This window comes from Amedibacterium intestinale (assembly GCF_010537335.1).
GTDB classification, from domain to species: Bacteria; Bacillota_I; Bacilli_A; order Erysipelotrichales; family Erysipelotrichaceae; genus Amedibacterium; species Amedibacterium intestinale.
Genome location: NZ_AP019711.1, coordinates 2,237,334 through 2,257,369 on the forward strand (window position 1 = coordinate 2,237,334; position 20,036 = coordinate 2,257,369).

At 29.8% G+C, this 20,036-nt stretch carries 18 protein-coding genes; all 18 read left to right on the forward strand.

Annotation, left to right across the window (positions count from 1 at the left end; translation table 11 throughout):
- Nucleotides 1-14 precede the first annotated feature (14 nt).
- The gene (locus A9CBEGH2_RS11140; RefSeq protein WP_115715862.1) at nt 15-1,076 is read left to right on the forward strand and encodes a glycosyltransferase; all 1,062 of its coding nucleotides are present in this window, start codon (nt 15-17) and stop codon (nt 1,074-1,076) included.
- Between the two features lie 135 nt (nt 1,077-1,211).
- Nucleotides 1,212-2,072: an ATP-grasp fold amidoligase family protein gene (locus tag A9CBEGH2_RS11145; RefSeq protein ID WP_115715861.1), complete on the forward strand. Its 861-nt coding sequence runs from the start codon at nt 1,212-1,214 to the stop codon at nt 2,070-2,072.
- Nucleotides 2,073-2,084: 12 nt separating this feature from the next.
- A complete protein-coding gene (locus A9CBEGH2_RS11150; protein ID WP_115715860.1) occupies nt 2,085-3,038 on the forward strand; it encodes a N(5)-(carboxyethyl)ornithine synthase in 954 nt (317 codons plus the stop codon).
- 6 nt (nt 3,039-3,044) lie between these two features.
- The gene (locus tag A9CBEGH2_RS11155) at nt 3,045-4,538 is read left to right on the forward strand and encodes a lipopolysaccharide biosynthesis protein (protein WP_115715859.1); all 1,494 of its coding nucleotides are present in this window, start codon (nt 3,045-3,047) and stop codon (nt 4,536-4,538) included.
- The gene (locus A9CBEGH2_RS11160; protein WP_115715858.1) at nt 4,535-5,623 is read left to right on the forward strand and encodes a GDP-mannose 4,6-dehydratase; all 1,089 of its coding nucleotides are present in this window, start codon (nt 4,535-4,537) and stop codon (nt 5,621-5,623) included. The genes A9CBEGH2_RS11155 and A9CBEGH2_RS11160 overlap by 4 nt, the downstream gene beginning before the upstream one ends.
- Nucleotides 5,624-5,636: 13 nt before the next feature.
- On the forward strand, nt 5,637-6,869 hold the full coding sequence (locus tag A9CBEGH2_RS11165) for a nucleotide sugar dehydrogenase (RefSeq protein WP_115715857.1): 1,233 nt from the start codon (nt 5,637-5,639) through the stop codon (nt 6,867-6,869).
- Between the two features lie 172 nt (nt 6,870-7,041).
- The gene (gene tnpA, locus A9CBEGH2_RS11170) at nt 7,042-7,485 is read left to right on the forward strand and encodes an IS200/IS605 family transposase (RefSeq protein WP_115715856.1); all 444 of its coding nucleotides are present in this window, start codon (nt 7,042-7,044) and stop codon (nt 7,483-7,485) included.
- A gap of 118 nt (nt 7,486-7,603) precedes the next feature.
- The gene (locus tag A9CBEGH2_RS11175; protein ID WP_115715855.1) at nt 7,604-9,103 is read left to right on the forward strand and encodes an LCP family protein; all 1,500 of its coding nucleotides are present in this window, start codon (nt 7,604-7,606) and stop codon (nt 9,101-9,103) included.
- 156 nt (nt 9,104-9,259) lie between these two features.
- Entirely contained in the window at nt 9,260-10,639 is a 1,380-nt protein-coding gene (locus A9CBEGH2_RS11180) for a sugar transferase (RefSeq protein ID WP_163104831.1), read from the forward strand.
- A gap of 101 nt (nt 10,640-10,740) precedes the next feature.
- Nucleotides 10,741-12,249: an LCP family protein gene (locus A9CBEGH2_RS11185; protein ID WP_163104833.1), complete on the forward strand. Its 1,509-nt coding sequence runs from the start codon at nt 10,741-10,743 to the stop codon at nt 12,247-12,249.
- A 253-nt stretch (nt 12,250-12,502) separates the two neighbouring features.
- Complete coding sequence (locus tag A9CBEGH2_RS11190; protein ID WP_163104835.1) at nt 12,503-13,210, forward strand: YveK family protein; 708 nt, start codon at nt 12,503-12,505, stop codon at nt 13,208-13,210.
- Between the two features lie 2 nt (nt 13,211-13,212).
- Nucleotides 13,213-14,001 (forward strand): tyrosine-protein phosphatase, encoded by a 789-nt coding sequence (locus A9CBEGH2_RS11195; RefSeq protein WP_163104837.1) that lies wholly within the window; start codon nt 13,213-13,215, stop codon nt 13,999-14,001.
- Between the two features lie 4 nt (nt 14,002-14,005).
- The gene (locus A9CBEGH2_RS11200; RefSeq protein WP_163104839.1) at nt 14,006-14,722 is read left to right on the forward strand and encodes a CpsD/CapB family tyrosine-protein kinase; all 717 of its coding nucleotides are present in this window, start codon (nt 14,006-14,008) and stop codon (nt 14,720-14,722) included.
- 12 nt (nt 14,723-14,734) lie between these two features.
- Complete coding sequence (locus A9CBEGH2_RS11205; RefSeq protein WP_163104841.1) at nt 14,735-15,370, forward strand: hypothetical protein; 636 nt, start codon at nt 14,735-14,737, stop codon at nt 15,368-15,370.
- Between the two features lie 208 nt (nt 15,371-15,578).
- On the forward strand, nt 15,579-16,712 hold the full coding sequence (locus A9CBEGH2_RS11210) for a glycosyltransferase family 4 protein (RefSeq protein WP_232057284.1): 1,134 nt from the start codon (nt 15,579-15,581) through the stop codon (nt 16,710-16,712).
- Nucleotides 16,709-17,890 carry a glycosyltransferase gene (locus tag A9CBEGH2_RS11215; RefSeq protein WP_163104845.1) on the forward strand — a complete coding sequence of 394 codons (1,182 nt, stop codon included), beginning with the start codon at nt 16,709-16,711 and terminating at the stop codon, nt 17,888-17,890. The genes A9CBEGH2_RS11210 and A9CBEGH2_RS11215 overlap by 4 nt, the downstream gene beginning before the upstream one ends.
- Nucleotides 17,883-18,863 (forward strand): acyltransferase family protein, encoded by a 981-nt coding sequence (locus A9CBEGH2_RS11220; RefSeq protein ID WP_163104847.1) that lies wholly within the window; start codon nt 17,883-17,885, stop codon nt 18,861-18,863. The genes A9CBEGH2_RS11215 and A9CBEGH2_RS11220 overlap by 8 nt, the downstream gene beginning before the upstream one ends.
- A complete protein-coding gene (locus A9CBEGH2_RS11225) occupies nt 18,845-20,023 on the forward strand; it encodes a radical SAM protein (protein WP_163104849.1) in 1,179 nt (392 codons plus the stop codon). The genes A9CBEGH2_RS11220 and A9CBEGH2_RS11225 overlap by 19 nt, the downstream gene beginning before the upstream one ends.
- Nucleotides 20,024-20,036 lie beyond the last annotated feature (13 nt).

The following is a 20,036-nucleotide window of genomic DNA, read 5'->3' on the forward strand; positions in this document are numbered from 1 at the left end:
ATGGAGGTGAAAATGTGAAAATATTGTTTTATATTAATGTATTAAGTAATGGTGGTGCAGAAAGAGTGATGGCGAATTTAGCTAATGAGTTATCATTAGAAAATGATGTAGTTTTAGTCAATTCTTTTAGAACCAATAATGAATATGAGCTGAATTCATCTATTAAGCATATTTATTTGGATGATAATTCTTATAAAGGTTTTTTTGAAAAAAATTTTGCGAGAATTAAATTATTAAGAAAATATTTAAAAAAAGAAAAGCCGGATATCGCAATTTCATTTATGGCAGAACCAAATTTTAGGCTATTATTAGCGAAGGCATTTATGGGAACGAAAACTATTATTTCAATAAGAAATGATCCGAATAAAGAATATGGCAATTTGTTATTTAAAATATTAGCAAAATCTTTATTTGTTACATCAAATGGAATAGTTTTTCAAACAAAAGAAGCAAAAAAATGGTTTCCAAAGATGATCCAAAGTAGATCAAGGGTTATTTATAATCCTGTAAAGCAGGTTTTTTATGATACAAAGACTAATGATAATCCAGAAAATATTGTTGCTGTAGGAAGGCTTTCTAAACAAAAAAACCATAAATTATTAATTGAAGCTTTTGCAGAAATATCTGATAAAATAACAGATAATTTATTTATCTATGGCGCAGGAGAATTGGAATTTGAATTAAAAAAATTAGTCGAAAAATTAAATTTAAATAATAGAGTTTTTCTAATGGGAAATGTACAAAATATAGAAAATGAATTAAGTAAGTATAAGATGTATATCATGACGTCTGATTACGAAGGTATGCCTAATTCGTTAATGGAAGCAATGGCTTTGGGGGTTCCTTGCATTAGTACAGATTGTCCATGTGGTGGACCAAGGGAGTTAATGAAAAAAGAAACTCTTTGTAGAGTAAATGATAAAGAAATGCTAAAAGATTTGATTCTTAAATATGCTAATGATAAGCAAAAATTAAAGGAATTATCACTGTACAATAAAAATAAATCAATTAAGTTTAAAAATGATATAATCACTAAAGAATGGAAAAATTATATTGATCAGATTATGAAGAATTAATTGATTTTGCTAAATAATTTAAAGCGATGTATTAAAAAATATATTAGATATTATAATACTATTTAATTTTTTCAATTTAACGTTTAAGCAAAAAAGGAGGAAATAATTACATCCGTCATGTAATTATGTATAAGTATGAATGATTTTTTAAAAAAAAGAGTTTTTAGTATAAGTAAGAAAATACCTGATAAGCTATATTTACAGCTAGTTTATCGATATATGATGAAACAGAAATTGCCATTAAAAAAGCCTATCACTTTTAATGAAAAATTGCAGTGGTTGAAATTATATGATAAAAATTCAATTTATAGTATCTTGGTTGATAAAGTCGCCGTTAGAGACTATATATCTAAAAATTTTGATGAAAATTTATTATTTCCTTTGTTAGGCGTGTGGAAAAATCCAAATGAGATTAACTATGATGAGTTACCAAATCAATTTGTATTAAAATGTAATCATGATTCAGGAAGTGTAATTGTTTGCAGAGATAAAGAAAAGTTAGATAAAGAATATGTTAAGCGTTACTTTGATGAAAGATTGAAAAGAGAGTATTTTTATTATTGGAGAGAGAGACCGTATAAATATGTAGAACCAAAAATATTGGCAGAAAAATACATGGCAGATGAACATGGAGAATTGACAGATTATAAATTTATGTGTTTTGATGGATATGTTGATAATGTAATGGTATGCGTAGATCGTCATACGGGAAATACAAAGTTTTATTTTTTTAATAAAGATTGGCAGTTAAAAAAATATAATAAATCTTCATTATCTCTTCCTGATGACTTTAAAATAGAGAAACCTGCATTAATGGATGAAATGTTTGAGATAGCATCTAGGTTATCAAAGGGATTTCCATTTGTAAGAATTGATTTATATTGCGTGAATAATAAGATTTATTTTGGAGAGTATACATTTTATCCTCAGGGAGGATATGATGCAAATATTCTACCTGAAGCCGATATTGCATTGGGAAATCTAATAAAAATTTAAGGAGGAAAATAAATGGATACTATAGGATTTGTAATAAGTCAAAAAGAACATGAAAATAGAAGAGCTTTAATACCAGAAGATATTTGTAAAATAAAAAATAAAAAGTATTTATATTTTGAAGTTGGATATGGTAAGTGCTTAGGGTATAGTGATGAAGAATACATTAAAGCAGGGGCTAATATTGTTACTAGGGAAGAAGCTTTGAAACAGAATATTGTTTGTGATCCTAAAATTGGAGATTCAGAATACTTAAATTGCTTGAGTAATCAAAAGATTTTTGGATGGATTCATGCTGTACAAAATAGAGATATTACAGATAAAATATTGAATTCTAATTTGACAGCATATGCGTGGGAAGACATGTTTGAAAAGGGACGGCATGTATTTTGGAAGAATAATGAAATTGCTGGAGAAGCTGCAGTTTCACATGCATTTCAATGTGTGGGTGATGTTCCAAATAATAAAAAAGTAGCACTAATCGGTAGAGGAAATGTTGCAACTGGGGCTTTAAAAATATTAATTTCTTTGGGTGCAGATGTTACTATTTATAATAAGCATATGGAAAGTTTACTACGTGATAAGATTGAGGAGTACGATGTTATTGTAAACGCATTACTTTGGGATACTACAAGAGAAGATCATATAATTTATACTTCTGATTTAAAAAGAATGAAAAAAAATTCTCTGATAATAGATATTAGTTGTGATGCAAATGGTGCAGTAGAATCAAGTAAACCAACAACAATAGAAAATCCTATATATGAAGTAAATGGAGTACTACATTATGTTGTTGATCATACCCCATCACTTGTTTATAAATATGCGAGTAGAGGGATTTCGGAAGCGGTTGTAAAATATATTGATGATATGATAGAAGGAAATGAAAATATAACATTAAAGAACGCATTAATAATTGAAAAGGGCAAAATCATAGATAATAGGATAAATATTTTTCAAAAAAGATAATGAAATATGAAAGATAAGAAACTGTTTTTAAATACTTTAAGTTCTTTTTCATATCAAATCATTAGTATTATTTGTGCTTTTATCTTACCTAGATGTTTTTTAGTTACCTATGGCTCGGAGGTAAATGGATTAGTAACTTCTATTACTCAGTTTTTAGGATTTATTTCATTAATGGATTTGGGAATAAGTGCTGTTGTTAAAGCAGCGCTTTATAAACCGTTAGCAGAAAAAGATAAATATAAGATAGATACAATAATGACTTCCGCAAAAAAATTTTTCAATAAAATAATATTGATTTTTTTATTGTATTTAATTGGATTGTGCTGTTTTTATCCGATGTATTTTAGTGGAAAATTTGATTGGTTATATACAGCTTCTTTAATTTTAGCAATGTCAATAAGTTTAATCTCACAATATTATTTTGGAATTGTAAATCAAACTTTATTAGAAGCAGATCAGAAGAATTATATTCCAATTATACTACAAATAGGTACATTAATATTAAATACACTATGTGGTGTTGTATTAATGATGAAATTTGATGCAAGTATTCAGATTGTAAAATTAACTACTTCAATTATTTTTTTAATAAGACCTGTAGTCATGTCTATTTATGTAAGGAAAATATACAATGTAAAATTTAATTGTAAGTATTCTGAAGAGCCAATTAAGCAAAAATGGAATGGTATAGCGCAACATTTAGCATCAGTAGTTTTACAAAATACAGATGTTTTGGTCTTAACATTTTTCTCAAGTTTAAGTAGTGTATCAATATATAATGTATATTCCTTGGTTGTATTAGGTGTAAGAAATATAGTAGTATCATTAACAGCTGGGATTCAATCAAAATTTGGAGCATTAATTGTTAAAGAAGACTTTCAATTATTAAATGATTTTTATGAAAAAGTTGAATGGATTTTACATAGTGTTATTACAATACTTTTTACCTCAACTGCTATATTAATTGTTCCTTTTGTTCTTGTGTATACGGAAGGAATAAATGATGCAAACTATAATTTACCATGGTTCGGTATTTTACTAACAATAAGCCATATGTTTTATTGTTTAAGATTACCATACAGCATGATTGTTTTAGCTGCAGGACATTTTAAAGAAACGCAGACAAGTGCAATTGTAGAAATGTTATTAAATATATTGATTTCAATTGTGCTGGTTAAAAATTTTTCTTTGATTGGGGTTGCTATCGGAACGATTGTTGCAATGTGTTATAGAACGATTTATTACGTTAAATATATATCTAGAAATATTTTAAATCGTTCTGTAAAGTACTATATTAAGCATATGATGTTGGATGGCATGATTTTCATTATATCTTTTTATCTTTGTAAGACATTCGTACTTGAGTCATTATCGTATGTATCATGGATTTTTTTAGCAATAAAGGTAGTTTTGGTAGTATTCATTGTATTTATGTTTTTTAATATGATTTTTTATAAGAATCATATTAAAAATATGGTTTTGAAAAGAGGGAAGAAATGAAAAAGAATGATTTAAGAAATAAAGTAATATTAGTAACGGGTGCAGCTGGTTTTATTGGTTCCAATCTGGTAACAGACTTATTAAAAACAATTTTACCAGTATCTATAATTGGGATAGATAATATGAATGATTATTATGATGTTTCTATAAAAGAATATCGTTTAAAGAAGATAGAGGCATTAGAAAAAGAACATCCTGAAAGCAACTGGACTTTTATTAAAGGTTCTATTGCAGATAAAGGACTTATTGATAAAATCTTTTATGAGTATAAACCATCTATTGTTGTTAACTTGGCAGCACAGGCAGGTGTTCGTTACTCTATTACAAATCCAGATGCTTATGTAGAATCTAATTTAATTGGTTTCTATAACATACTTGAAGCATGTCGTCATTCTTATGATAATGGGGCAAGTGGTGTTGAACATTTAGTTTATGCTTCTTCATCTTCTGTATATGGTTCTAATAAGAAAGTACCATATTCTACAGATGATAAAGTAGATAATCCGGTATCTTTATATGCAGCAACAAAGAAAAGTAATGAACTGTTAGCTCACGCTTATAGTAAATTATATAACATTCCTTCTACAGGACTTCGTTTTTTTACGGTATATGGTCCAGCAGGACGTCCTGATATGGCATACTTTGGATTTACGAATAAATTGTTAAATAATGAAACAATTGAAATATTTAACTATGGAAACTGTAAACGTGATTTTACATATATTGATGATATTGTTGAAGGTGTTAAACTTGTAATGCAGAAAGCTCCAGAAAGAAAGAACGGAGAAGATGGATTGCCTCTACCACCATATGCAGTATACAATATCGGAAATAGTAATCCAGAGAATTTATTAGATTTTGTTACAATCTTACAGGAAGAATTGATTCGTGCAGGAGTGTTACCAAAAGATTATGATTTTGAATCTCATAAGAAATTGGTGCCAATGCAGCCGGGGGATGTACCTGTAACGTATGCAGATACAACACCATTGGAAAGAGATTTTGGATTTAAACCAAACACAAGTTTACGTGATGGTTTACGTAGATTTGCAGAGTGGTATAAAGAATTTTATTTAAAAAAATAAGGGGATGAATGATATGAAAATAGCAGTAGCAGGAACAGGTTATGTAGGGTTAAGTATAGCAACATTATTATCACAGCATAATGAAGTAGTTGCTGTTGATATTATTCCTGAAAAGGTAGAAATGATAAATAATCGTAAATCACCTATTCAGGATAAAGAAATTGAAGAATACTTGGCAACGAAAGAATTAAACTTAAAAGCAACATTAGATGCGAAAGAAGCCTATAGTGATGCAGATTTTGTTATAATTGCTGCTCCAACGAATTATGATTCAAAGAAAAATTTCTTTGATACAAGTGCAGTAGAAAGTGTTATCTCACTGGTAATGGAATATAATCCAAATGCAATCATGGTTATTAAATCTACGATTCCAGTTGGATATACAAATTCCATTCGTGAAAAAACAGGAAGTAAGAATATTATTTTCAGTCCTGAATTCTTGCGTGAGTCAAAGGCTTTATATGATAACTTGTATCCATCACGTATTATCGTAAGTACAGATGAAAATGATGAAAGATTAGTAAAGGCTTCTCATACATTTGCTTCTTTATTACAGGAAGGAGCAATCAAAAAAGATATTCCTACATTATTCATGGGATTTACGGAGGCAGAAGCTGTTAAACTGTTTGCAAATACATATTTAGCATTACGAGTATCTTATTTTAATGAATTAGACACCTATGCAGAAATGAAAGGATTAAATACACAGGAAATCATTGATGGTGTATGTTTAGATCCAAGAATTGGTTCTCATTATAATAACCCTTCTTTTGGTTATGGTGGATACTGTTTACCAAAAGATACAAAACAGTTATTGGCAAACTATGAAGATGTACCCCAAAATATGATGAGTGCAATTGTTGAATCAAATCGTACACGTAAAGATTATATTGCGGATAGAGTTTTAGAGATTGCCGGAGCATATGAAGCAAATGATAATTACGACTCTAGAAAAGAGAAAGAAGTAGTCATTGGAGTATATCGATTAACAATGAAATCAAACAGCGATAATTTCAGACAGTCTTCTATCCAAGGAGTGATGAAACGTGTGAAAGCAAAAGGTGCAACAGTTATTATTTATGAGCCTACTTTGGAAGATGGAAGTACATTCTTTGGAAGTAAAGTAGTGAATGATTTAGATGAATTTAAGAAAATATCAAATGCAATAATTGCAAATCGTTATGATTCCTGCTTAGATGATGTAGAAGAAAAAGTATATACAAGAGATTTATTTAGAAGAGATTAATTTTATTTTAAAAACATTAATGGATTGTAAGAAAAAAATGAATGACTAAGAATATTTTTGATTTATAATAAGTTCTAAGGTGACTAGATGTCACGATAGAACTTCTGGGCATTGCCCCGCTGCTTGCGGCGTAGTGCCTAGCGTTATATAATAACGCTAGGGGTGATTACACATGGGCGAAAGTACAATAATTCGTAATTCTCATAATGTTTCAGATATTGTCTTTCATTTTGTTTGCCCAACAAAGTATCGTCGCGTGGTAATAAACGAAAATGTAGATGAGCATTTGAAGCAAATATGCGTGGGGATTGAAGAAAGATATGATTGGATAAAATTCCTTGAAATAGGGACAGATAAGGATCATGTACATTTTTTGGTTCAATCCACACCGAATTATAGTCCAGCAAAGGTAATCACAACGATAAAAAGTATAACAGCGAAACGCATATTTGCGGAATGTCCAGAAGTGAAGAAACAGTTGTGGGGAGGCTCATTTTGGAGAGAGGGATACTATGTATCCAGTGTAGGAAAGCACACAAGTGAAAAAGCAGTACAGAGGTATGTTCAAAATCAAGGCAAACAAGATGAATATAAACAACTGTATTTGCATGTGTAAGCGCCTAATCCAGAATACCCCGCAGCAAATGCGACGGAACGCATTTACGGGGCTCTGCCCCGGGGTAGTTTGTTTTATTTGGTTGATTATATGTAGAGTAGAAAGGAGAAAATTCTTTATGACAAAAAAGAAATCAGGAAATAAAAGTATATTTAAAAGTTCAGGATTTTATTTTGTGTTGCTGTATTTACTATTAACAATAGCTTTTATTGTTCAAATACTAACAGTTAATTTGCTACCAATGAAATTTCTAATTCCTATTATTGTAATAATAATATTATTATCGTTAGGTATGTACTATTTACAAATGGGAAGGCATATAAATAAGATTAATAAAGTCTTAGGTAAGATATTAATTATTATATTATCTGTTCTTTTAGGTTTTGGAAATTGGTATTTGTATTCAACAGGTTCTGCTTTTAGTAGGATGACGACAAGGAAAGATATTTCAGTTGTTTCTATTGTCGTCATGAAAGATAGTTCTATAGAAAAAGTTAATGATTTAAATGAAAAAAAATTGGGGATAATGAGTGTAGGTGATATAGAAACACAAGATAAGGCAATGTCAGACTTGAAGAAAGATTTAGGCAATGAGCCAACTACAGCTAAATATAATTCATATAAAGATTTTGGTGATGATTTATATGAAGGGAAAGTAGATGCAATCTTGTTAAATGAAGGATCACGTGGAATGTTTGAGGATAATCATTCTGACTTTGACCAAAAAACAAGGGTTGTTAAACAATATACATATAAAAGTGAGGCAAAAGATATAAGTAAAAATGTCGATGTAACAAAAGATCCATTTAATGTGTATATTACAGGTATGGATACATATGGTACTATTACAACAATTTCCCGTTCTGATGTGAATATGATTGTTACTATAAATCCGAAAACTCATCAAATACTAATGACAGGAATTCCTCGTGATTTTTATGTGCCACAAACTTGTCAAGGAAATCAATCCGATAAATTGACACATACAGGTATTTATGGTGTTGAATGTACAATCAGTTCTGTAGAAAATTTTATGGGTATTGATTTGAATTATTATGCACGTGTTAATTTCTCAAGTGTAGTAGATATAGTAGATGCACTGGGTGGAATTACAATTAATGCACCATTTGCATTTACAACATCAGCAGGACTTCAAATACAAAAAGGTGATAATAATTTAAATGGATATGAGACACTGATGTTTGTTCGCGAAAGAAAAAATTTACCAGATGGAGACAGGGAGCGTAGTAGAAACCAAATGAGGGCATTTGAAGCGATAATTAATAAAGCTATTTCTCCTTCTATTATTACAAACTATTCTAGTATCATGAATGCGGTAAGTGGAAGTTTTCAAACAAATATGAGTCAAAAAGAAATGACAGACTTTATTAAGCAGCAATTAAATGATATGAAGGGTTGGGACATTAAGCAAATTCAGGTTAGTGGTAGTGGGGCAACTCTGTACTCTCCAGCTAATGGATTTAATTCTTATGTTATGGTTCCCAATGAAGCAACTGTAGAAAATGCTAAGAAATTAATTGATAAAATTGATTCTGGTGAATTAATTACTGATGAAGATGTAGCTTATCAAAATCAATTGGTATCTAAAGCTGGATAATACTCTAGGTGACCTATTTATGAGGATAGGTCATCTTTTTTTTATTTTCTGGAGGTAACGTTGTTAGAGTTAATTAATTGTGATACTATATAAGCGATATATTTTTAAATAAAGGGATAATGTGAAACATTAATATATCATGGGGAGGATTTATTGATGAGAAAGTATGTTTTACCATGGACGTTGTTTATATTAGAGATATCAAGTTTTTACTTGCTAGCTAATTTTCTTGATTTACCAAGAAATGTTATATGTCATTTTATGATTGTATTCGTTCTATTTTTATTTGTATTTGAACATTATAAGATATCATCTAAACTTATTTGGGATGAAATTAAATCAGTTGGAAAAGCAATGATTTGTTTTTTTATTGTTGAGGTTGTAATCTTATCGGCATTTAATGGGGATGACTGGTTTCTTAGTATAGTGATTTTGACGGCTGCAATGTACTTTATCATTCTATTTTTAGATAGAACCTTAAGGATTTTGTTACGAGAAAACTTAGCTAGAAGAACTTTGATTATCGGGGTTGGTTATGAAGCAGCAAGACTTGGTAACATTGCGCAAAACAATCGCTTTGCGTTAACGAAAGTAATAGGATATTTGCGTTATAAAAATGAGCCTATTGATGAAGAATTGGTAGAAAGATATGAGAAAAACGTAAATACAAAGCAGGAGATAAATATTTATGAAGATATGCGATTAGAGGAAATCATAAAAAAAGAAAAAATTGATCAAGTGATAGTTGCATTACCGGGTGTACCCAAAAAAGAGATAAATAAGTTAATGCTTCGCTTGTATGATAAAGTTAAAGTAATTAAATATATACCAGAGGTTAATGGACTTTTAACATTTAATTCAAAAATACAAGACTTCGATGGAACCATATTAATTTCAACTGCGCAGGGAAGTATTGGATTTGTAGATAAGGTGATTAAAAGATTAATTGATATTATTGCCGCTATATTTGGAATACTTCTATTGGTGCCAATTGCAATATATGTAAGATGTAAAAATCATAAAAATGGTGATTATAACAGTATCTTTTTCTCACAGGAGCGCATTGGACTAGATGGGAAACCTATTAAAATTTATAAATTTAGGACGATGATTCCAAATGCAGAACAGGTTTTGGAGGAATTGATGGAAAAAGATGTCTCTATTAAAGAGGAATATTTAAAGAATAAAAAACTGCAGAATGATCCAAGAATTACAGAAGCAGGTCATTTCTTAAGAAAATCTTCGTTAGATGAATTTCCACAGTTTATTAATGTTTTAAAAGGGGAAATGAGTTTGGTTGGCCCTAGACCATACCTTTTCAGAGAAAAAGACGATATGGGAGTATACTATAATTCAGTTATTCAGTGTAAACCGGGAATTACCGGTATGTGGCAGGCAAATGGTAGAAGTGATGTTGGGTTTGAAGATCGATGCAAGTTAGATGATTACTACTATCGAAACTGGAATCTGAGCTTAGATATGATAATTCTATATAAAACAGTTAAAAGTGTTTTTTATGGAAAAGGAGCCTTATAAGTTACAGAGTATATTAAAAAAACGTAAGAAAAATATTATACAGAAATACGAGATTGTTATTATAATGGATAGTATGAATATTATATGAAGTAGGAGATTGTATGAAAAATAACGTAGAAAATCAAGAAAAGAAAAAGTTTTATAAAAATGCTGGATTTTATTTTTTAGTTATCTATGCGTGTTTGACTGTTGCATTCATCACTCAGGCATTTATGGTAAATATTGTGCCAATGAAGTTTTTAATACCAATAGTAGTTGTATTAGTGCTATTGTTTGCGGGAATGTGGTATTTCCAAATGAATGGAAAAGTAAATAAAATAAATAAAGTATTAGGAAAAGTAGCTATTGTTGTCTTATCTATTCTTTTAGGAGTAGGGAACTGGTATTTATTTTCAACGGATACAGCATTTAGTAAAATTACAAACAAAGATGATGTATCTGTAGTTTCGGTAGTTGTAATGAAAAATAGTCCTATTAAAGATATGTCTGATTTAAAGGGACAAAGGTTAGGTATTATTAATTTAGGGGATACAAGCACACAAGAAAAAGCTTTGAATGATATTACTTCAGATTTAGGCTCAGAACCAACAACAGTAAAGTATAACTCATATAAAGATTTTGGAGATGACCTGTATGATGAAAAAGTAGATGCAATACTGTTAGATGAAGGTTCCAGAGGAATGTTTGAGGATAATCATGCAGATTTTAATTTAAGAACTAGAGTGGTTAAACAATATACTTATAAAATTGAGTCAAAAGATATTAGTAAAAATGTTAATGTAACGACAAAGCCATTTAATATTTACATAACTGGAATTGATACATATGGAAGTATTTCAACAAAATCACGTTCTGATGTTAACATGATTGTTTCTGTTAATCCAAAAACACACCAAATCTTAATGACTGGAATTCCTCGTGATTTCTACGTTCCACAGACATGTCAAAACAATCAGTTGGATAAACTAACACATACAGGGATTTTTGGTGTTGACTGTACTATTAATACAATGGAAAACTTTATGGATATTGATCTAAATTATTATGCAAGAGTTAATTTCTCAAGTGTTGTAGACATTGTTGATGCGTTAGGTGGAATAACGGTAAATTCTCCTTTTGCATTTACAACGCTGCATGGGAAATATCAAATTAAACAAGGAGAAAACCATTTAAATGGTGAGCAAACATTGGGATTTGTTAGAGAGCGATATGGCTTATCAGATGGAGATAGAGAAAGAAGCCGTAATCAAATGCGAGTTGTAGAAGCAATGATCAATAAAGCAATTTCTCCAGCTATTATTACAAACTATACAAGTATCATGGATGCAGTGAGTGGAAGTTTCCAAACCAATATGAGTCAAAGTGAAATTACAAGTTTAATAAAAATGCAGCTAGATGATATGTCTAAATGGGATATAAAGCAGATTCAAGTTAGTGGACAAGGTGCAACCATGTGGACACCTGCAAATGGATTTAATGCATATGTAATGGTTCCTAATGATGCATGTGTAGAAAATGCAAAAAAACTAATTAAAAAAATCGATTCTGGTGAAATGATAACTGACGAAGATATAGCTTATCAAAATGAGTTAGTTGCACAGGCTGGATAAGAAAAATTATTTGAAAAAAAGCAAGCAAATTATACCTATGTTGTATATTATGCTTGCTTTTAAAATATCATGAAAATCATAATTAAGAAAAAATTTTGCGTTATTTAAAATATTGTAGTAAAATCAACATGATACGTCATCTGTATCGGGGAAGTAATGTTTGATATTATGAAATTCTTATGCTTGTATATAGAATATTATTCATAAAATTAAGCATTATAATTGTTGAAACAATTAAGAAAGGGGATTATGCGTGGAAGATTTCAAAAAGAATGTAGAAAATAGTGATGAAATTGAGATTGATTTAAGCAGATTATTTCAAGAAATTAAAAAGAAAGCTAAATTTATTATTTTCATGGCAATTATAGGTGCGATTATTGCATTTTTATTCACAACGTTCTTTATAACAAAAAAATATGAAAGTACTGCTAGAGTGTATTTAAAACCAAATACTACAGAGACTGGTACTATTGATTATAATGCAATAAATGCTAACTCTAAGATGGTCAATAACTATATGTTGATCATGCAGGGAGATAGTGTGCTGGATAAAGTAACAAAAACTTTAAAGCTAGAAGATAAAGGCGAAGACTTTGTAAAAGATTCTCTATCTATTACAAATGAAGCAGAGAGTGAGATTATTAAAGTAACTGCAAAAACGGATGATCCACAGTTATCAAAGGATATTGTTAGTGCAACTGTTGATCAGTTTTTTACAGATGTAAAAGCAAAACTAGATGTAAAAAACTTAATGATTACAGATCCTGCAAAAGTGGAAGATATACCAGTATCTCCTAATAAAAAGTTGAATACTTTGCTTGGAGCATTTTTAGGAACTATGCTTTCTGGGGGAATTGTTATTTTACGATTTATGCTAGATAAGAGATTACACAATAAAGATGATGTGGAATCTTATTTGGAAATTCCTGTACTTGCAGAAATTCCATACTTTGAGGATTAATCATGAAGTTTATTGATATACATAATCATTTTGCTTGGGACATTGATGATGGAATGGAAAGTAAAGAGCAGGCTATGTTAGCTCTTGAAGGCGCAAAAAAAGATGGAGTACAAGCAATTATGTCTACACCGCATTTTATTCCAGGAAAACAAGATAGAAAAGATGTAGAAGCAATGAGCAGCAGAATGGAAGAGTTAAAGAACTTAGCTAGAGATTATGGAATTGAAATATATTTTGGAAGTGAAATATTTCTAAATGATGATTATCTGGAAATGCTGGATAATGAATGGTTTTATACACTTGCCGGTTCTGGATATGCATTATGTGAATTTGATGTTAGAAAGAATATTATAGATTTTGGTGATGAACCAGATGATAAATTATATGAATTTACAGTTCGCAATATGATTCCAGTTATTGCACATGTGGAAAGATATTTTCATAAAGGGGTATCGTTAGAAAAAGTTAGAGAATGGGTAGAAAACGGCTATATTATTCAAATTAATCGTACTAGTCTTCTAGGAATGCATGGAGAAACCGCAAAGAAGAATGCATGGAAATTATTACATGCAGGATTGGCTCATGTGGTAGCAAGTGATGCACACAGGGCAAGTGGAAATCGCATTTGCAAGTTAAGTGATGCATACAAGTTGGTGGCAGATGAAATTGGAGAAAAGAATGCCAATATTCTATTCTATGAAAATCCGCTTCATATAATTAGAAATGAAGAATTAGAAGATATTTCTGTAGTAAAAAAGAAATCTTTTTTTGATAGATTAAGGAGGAGATAAGAAAATGGAAAGAAAAGTTGCTCCTAAAAGAAATGATACAAAGCGAAAACATAAAAGTTCTCAATTTGACTATATGGAAGTATATCGTCAGTTAAGAACAAATATCGAATATTCATCCTTCAATAAAGATGTTAAAGTTGTCAATATTACCAGCTCAAATCCTACAGAGGGGAAAAGCTCTGTTACAAGCAATCTTGCAATGGTTTCGATTGCCAAATATTCAAAAGTTCTATTAATTGACTGTGATTTGCGAAAACCAGTACAGCATAAAATTTTTAAAGTCTCTAATAAAATCGGTGTTAGTAATTTGATGAAAGATGTTCATGACATCGATATTGATGATGAAAGATATTTTCACAAATTTAAAGATAAAGAATCTGATGGAAAGCTATATGTGCTAACCAGTGGAAAATCAGTTCCAAATCCACAAGAACTTTTAGCAAGTGAAAAATTTAAAGATTTAATTGAAAAATTCAAAGAAAAATTTGATTTTATTATTATTGACTGCCCGCCTTTAAATGCAGTTGCCGATGCAATTCCGGTTTCACGCATTACAGATGGAACTGTATTTGTAACATCAGCAAGAGATACAGATAAACGTGATGCAAAAGATGCTTTAACAATGTTACAAAGAAACGGAGCTAATGTACTTGGCTGTGTTTTAACAAAAGTAGATAAGAGTACACGTTCTTATTACAGTTATTACGGAAACGAAGAATAGGGGTGTTGCTTTATGAAAGGGAAAAGTTCTTTAGACGGACTAGAGAAAGCAATACTTGGAATTAGTGCTCTTTTAATTCCAATAGTAACAGGTGTTGGTGTATTTAAGGCTAATACTCAGAAAAAAGAAAATTATGTATCCGTATGGAAAGAAACAGATACTTCACAAAAAAGTGATGAAATTAGTTTAAAGAAAAAAGAATTCACACTTCAGCAAAATGCATCTTTAGATTTAGATCCTTCTGCTTATTTTGATGGAAGCGTAGAAGATTTAAAACAGATAGAACTAAATCTAGATGATGTTGATATGGCAAAACCTGGTACATATAAAGCTAGTGCTACGTACAAAAAGAAATCTTATGATTTCACTATTAAGATTGAAAAAAGCGATAATCCAACAATTAGCGCTGAAAAGGATTCTTTTAAATATATTATTGGTCCATACAGTACAATTGATGAAGTAAAAGAAATTGCTAATGTTACAGCGGTTGATAAAGATGGAAATGATATTACAAAAGATATCGTAGGCTGGCCTGAAAAATTACCAGCAGAATATGGTGAAACTATTTATAAGTTAAATGTTACAGATACCTATGGAAATGTTGGTTATTTGAATATTGTGATTGATTTCGAGAAAGTAAGGAATTAAAAAGATCTGATAAATTATGATAATAGTTGCTTTGTCACTTTATCATATTATCAAGGACAGATGTAACTGTCTGCATATGATAAATTGTGTGCGGATAGGCGAAGCATGGCTTTTAGATAAAAGTAGTATAAACATGACTTATAATTAGCTTTATTGCATTTGAAATTCAATCAAAACAAATTCAACCCAAAATGAAAGGGGGAATATGATGACATTAAATAATAAATTAAGAATAGCAATGCTAGGTCAAAAAAATCTCGATCGCAGTGGTGGAATAGAAGTCGTTGTGACAGAACTTTCAACAAGAATGGTAAAACTTGGTCACAATGTTGTTTGCTATAATAGAAGAGGACATCATGTATCTGGTAAAGAGTTTGATTCTGATATTAAAGATAATTACCAAGGGGTAAAGATCAAAGCTGTTCCAACTATTGATAAAAAAGGGTTAGCGGCAATGACGTCATCATTTTTTGCAGCACTATATTGTGCTTTTGGTAAATACGATATAGTTCATTTTCATGCGGAAGGGCCATGTGCGATGTTATGGATACCTAAATTATTTGGTAAAAAATGCATTGTGACTGTCCATGGTTTGGATCACAGGAGGGCTAAATGGAAAAATGGATTTGGTTCTAAATACATTTTATTCGGTGAAAAAGTAGCAGTTAAGTATGCTGACGAAATTATTGTTCTATCTAAAGGAGTGCAGGATTATTTCAAAAATACTTATAATAGAGAAACAGTATTTATTCCAAATGGAGTCAATAAGCCAGAAATTAAAGAAGCAAGTTTAATTAAGCAAAAATATAAACTAGAAAAAGATAGTTACATTCTTTATCTAGGAAGAATTGTTCCTGAAAAAGGACTTAGATATTTGATCAAAGCATTCAAAGATGTGAGGACAGATAAGAAATTAGTAATTGCTGGTGGTGCTAGTGATACTGATTCATTCTTCAATGAAATGAGAGAATTGGCTAAGGATGATCAAAGAATTGTTTTTACTGGTTTTGTACAAGGACAAGTATTAGAAGAATTATATTCTAATGCTTATGTTTATACATTACCAAGTGATTTAGAAGGTATGCCTTTGTCATTACTTGAAGGTATGAGTTATGGAAATTGTTGTCTAACAAGTGATATAGCTGAATGCACAGAAGTAGTAAGTGATAGAGCAGTAATTTTTAGAAAATCAGATATCAACGAATTAAGAGAAAAGCTGCAATACTTAGTTGATAACAGTGATATTGCAGATAAATATAAGAGCATAGCATCTGATTATATTTGTGAAAAATATAATTGGGATGAAATAGTAGAGAAAACAGTGGAGTTGTATCGAGTATGAAGATATTGATGATAAACAAGTTTCTTTATCCTAATGGCGGTTCTGAAACATATATATTCAAATTAGGTGATTATTTGAAATTACAAGGTCATGAAGTTCAATATTTTGGTATGGAACATAAAGGTAGATGTGTTGGAAATAATGTAGAAGCTTATACTTCTGATATGGATTTTCATGGAGGATCTAAGTTATCTAAATTAACTTACCCATTAAAAACCATTTATTCAATTGAAGCTAGAAAACAAATAAGAAAAGTTTTAGAAGATTTTAAACCTGATGTTTGTCATTTAAATAACTTTACTTATCAAATTACACCATCAGTTATTCTAGAAATTAAAAAGTGGAACCCTAAATGTAAAATTGTGTTTACAGCACATGATTATAACCTAGTATGTCCTAATCATATGTTGAATAATCCAAACACACATAAAAATTGTGAAAAATGTCTAGGTGGTCATTATATAAATTGTACTAAGAATAAATGTATTCATGGTTCTGGTGCTAAATCGTTAATTGGAACGATGGAAGCTATTTTTTGGAATACAAAAGGTACATATAAATATATTGATAAAGTCATTTGTTGTTCTGAATTTATGAAAACAAAGATGGATACGAATCCAGTGTTTAAAGATAAGACAGTAGCTCTTCATAACTTTATAGACAAAGTTGAATGGAAAGATACTGAAAAGAAAGATTATGTTTTATATTTTGGACGTTTTTCAGAAGAAAAAGGAATTGGAACATTAATTGATGTTTGCAAAGAATTAAAAGACATTCAATTTATTTTTGCAGGAACCGGTCCCTTAGAAGATAAAATAAAAGATATTCCTAATATCAAAAATGTAGGGTTTCAAACAGGAGTTCATTTAGAAAAACTAATTCGTGAAGCTAAATTTAGTATTTATCCAAGCGAATGGTTTGAAAATTGCCCATTTAGTGTAATGGAAAGTCAAATGTATGGAACTCCAGTATTAGGAGCTAACATTGGTGGAATTCCTGAACTAATTCAAGTTGGTAAAACTGGAGAGTTATTTGAAAGTGGAAATAAAGAAGATCTTAAGAATAAAATTATTCAATTGAACGAATCTAATATTCAAGATTATGTAGAGGATTGTAAAAATATTCAATTTGATACGATTAATGAATATTATGAAAAACTAAGGGATATTTATGCATAGAAGATATGAGAGTTTAGATTATTTAAGGGCATTCTCAGCACTAGGAATTTTATTAATGCATGTTTTAACAAATGGCAATTATGAATTATCTGGATTTGTATTTGATAAATTAATCCCATCATTTACTGATTTAGTATTCTTATTCATGGTTATTAGTGGGTTTTCAATGTGTTGTGGATATTATAAAAAAATAAGAAGTAATGAAATTAATATTGATGATTTTTATATAAAACGATTTAAAAGAATGTGGCCATATTTTACATTCCTATGTTTGATAGATTTTATTTTTTCACCAAGTCTAAATTCGTTATATGAAATCTTTGCAAATTCAACTTTGTGTTTTGGATTTCTCCCAAATGCAAATATTTCTGTAATAGGTGTTGGATGGTTTTTAGGATTAGTATTTGTGTTCTATGCAATATTTCCATTCTTTTGTTTCTTAATAGGAACAAAGAGAAGAGCGTGGTTTACATTTGGAGTATCAATTATCTTTAATCTATTAAGTATATATTATTTTGAAGCAACTAGAACAAATATCATTTATTCAGCAATGTACTTTATTGCCGGAGGTCTACTTTATTTATATAAAGATGACATTTCTAGTTTACTAAAGAAAAAGAAGTTGTATATTATAGTTATTTTATTAATATGTTTGATTGGATATTACCTTATAGATATGAAATCAATATTGATTTTACTGATTTCGATTTCTTTAATCATTATGTGTATTTTTGATCGGGGGGGAGTCAATTCCATTGTCTCCTTTATTAGTAATATAAGTATGGAAATATACTTATGTCACATGGTGATTTATAGAGTAGTTGAAAAACTACATCTAATACATATTAGCTCAAGTGAGTTAATTTCTTATTTATTCGCGTCATGTTTAGTATTTATAGGAGCAATTATTTTTGCTTTTATTAGTAAGAAATTTTTAGAAAGGTTAGGTTTTTTATGGCAGAAAAGAAATTAAACGGAACAGTAATAGTTACTTATCGTTGCAATGCACGTTGTTCAATGTGTAATAGATATAAGGCACCAAGTAAGCCTGATGAAGAAATTAGTATTGAAACTATTCGAAAATTACCAAAGATGTATTTTACAAATATTACAGGTGGAGAACCTTTTATTCGTACTGACTTAAAAGATATTGTTAGAGAATTGTATAAAAAGAGTGATCGTATTGTAATTAGTACAAATGGATTCTTTACTGATCGAATCGTTGATTTATGTAAAGAATTTCCTCAAATTGGAATTCGTATTTCTATCGAAGGTTTAGAACAAACAAATAATGAAATTCGTGGATTAAATGATGGATACAATAGAGGATATAGTACATTAAAGAAATTAAGAGAAATGGGTATGAAGGATGTTGGATTTGGTATGACAGTCCAAGATAAAAATGCTCATGACTTAGTTCCTTTATATAAGATTTCTAATGAAATGGGCATGGAATTTGCAACAGCTTCATTACATAATTCATTTTATTTTGTAGAAGCAAAAAATATTATTAAAGATAGACCAATGGTTGCACAAAATTTTGAAAATTTAGTTAATGAGTTATTAAGAAGTAATTCACCTAAAAAATGGATGAGAGCTTACTTTAATCATGGATTAATTAATTATATTTATGGACAAAAGAGACTATTACCATGTGATATGAGTTTTGATACTTTCTTTATTGACCCATATGGGGATGTTATGCCATGTAATGGTACTAAAGATAAAGAAGTAATGGGAAATTTAAACAAAAGTTCTTGGGATGAATTATGGAACAGTAAAGAAGCTGAAAAAGTAAGGAGTAAAGTTAGATGTTGTGATAGAGATTGTTGGATGATTGGATCTGTATCACCTGCTATGCATAAATATATTTGGAAACCTGGGTTCTGGGTAGTATGGCATAAGTTTAAATCTTTATTTACTAAGAAACCGTATTCTATGTATGAATTAAAGGTAGTAAGAGACTATAGAGATGGGAAAGTTACAAAAGAAGAATTAGATAAATGTAGTACATGTGACATGTGTGCTACAGTTAATAATGGTTTAAGTGCTGCATCAATGGAACAATTAAAGAATAAGACTGGTGAAGAGATTGTAGATGCTGATATTGCTAGTCAGATGAATGTTAAGTAAATTTGAAAGGAGA

Excerpts from the sequence above, each read along its gene's own strand:
- A9CBEGH2_RS11145 (WP_115715861.1), top strand. The coding sequence starts at position 1,212 with ATGAATGATTTTTTAAAAAAAAGAGTTTTTAGTATAAGTAAGAAAATA.
- A9CBEGH2_RS11150 (WP_115715860.1), top strand. The coding sequence starts at position 2,085 with ATGGATACTATAGGATTTGTAATAAGTCAAAAAGAACATGAAAATAGA.
- A9CBEGH2_RS11155 (WP_115715859.1), top strand. The coding sequence starts at position 3,045 with ATGAAAGATAAGAAACTGTTTTTAAATACTTTAAGTTCTTTTTCATAT.
- A9CBEGH2_RS11160 (WP_115715858.1), top strand. The coding sequence starts at position 4,535 with ATGAAAAAGAATGATTTAAGAAATAAAGTAATATTAGTAACGGGTGCA.
- A9CBEGH2_RS11165 (WP_115715857.1), top strand. The coding sequence starts at position 5,637 with ATGAAAATAGCAGTAGCAGGAACAGGTTATGTAGGGTTAAGTATAGCA.
- tnpA (WP_115715856.1), top strand. The coding sequence starts at position 7,042 with ATGGGCGAAAGTACAATAATTCGTAATTCTCATAATGTTTCAGATATT.
- A9CBEGH2_RS11175 (WP_115715855.1), top strand. The coding sequence starts at position 7,604 with ATGACAAAAAAGAAATCAGGAAATAAAAGTATATTTAAAAGTTCAGGA.
- A9CBEGH2_RS11180 (WP_163104831.1), top strand. The coding sequence starts at position 9,260 with ATGAGAAAGTATGTTTTACCATGGACGTTGTTTATATTAGAGATATCA.
- A9CBEGH2_RS11185 (WP_163104833.1), top strand. The coding sequence starts at position 10,741 with ATGAAAAATAACGTAGAAAATCAAGAAAAGAAAAAGTTTTATAAAAAT.
- A9CBEGH2_RS11195 (WP_163104837.1), top strand. The coding sequence starts at position 13,213 with ATGAAGTTTATTGATATACATAATCATTTTGCTTGGGACATTGATGAT.
- A9CBEGH2_RS11200 (WP_163104839.1), top strand. The coding sequence starts at position 14,006 with ATGGAAAGAAAAGTTGCTCCTAAAAGAAATGATACAAAGCGAAAACAT.
- A9CBEGH2_RS11205 (WP_163104841.1), top strand. The coding sequence starts at position 14,735 with ATGAAAGGGAAAAGTTCTTTAGACGGACTAGAGAAAGCAATACTTGGA.
- A9CBEGH2_RS11210 (WP_232057284.1), top strand. The coding sequence starts at position 15,579 with ATGACATTAAATAATAAATTAAGAATAGCAATGCTAGGTCAAAAAAAT.
- A9CBEGH2_RS11215 (WP_163104845.1), top strand. The coding sequence starts at position 16,709 with ATGAAGATATTGATGATAAACAAGTTTCTTTATCCTAATGGCGGTTCT.
- A9CBEGH2_RS11220 (WP_163104847.1), top strand. The coding sequence starts at position 17,883 with ATGCATAGAAGATATGAGAGTTTAGATTATTTAAGGGCATTCTCAGCA.
- A9CBEGH2_RS11225 (WP_163104849.1), top strand. The coding sequence starts at position 18,845 with ATGGCAGAAAAGAAATTAAACGGAACAGTAATAGTTACTTATCGTTGC.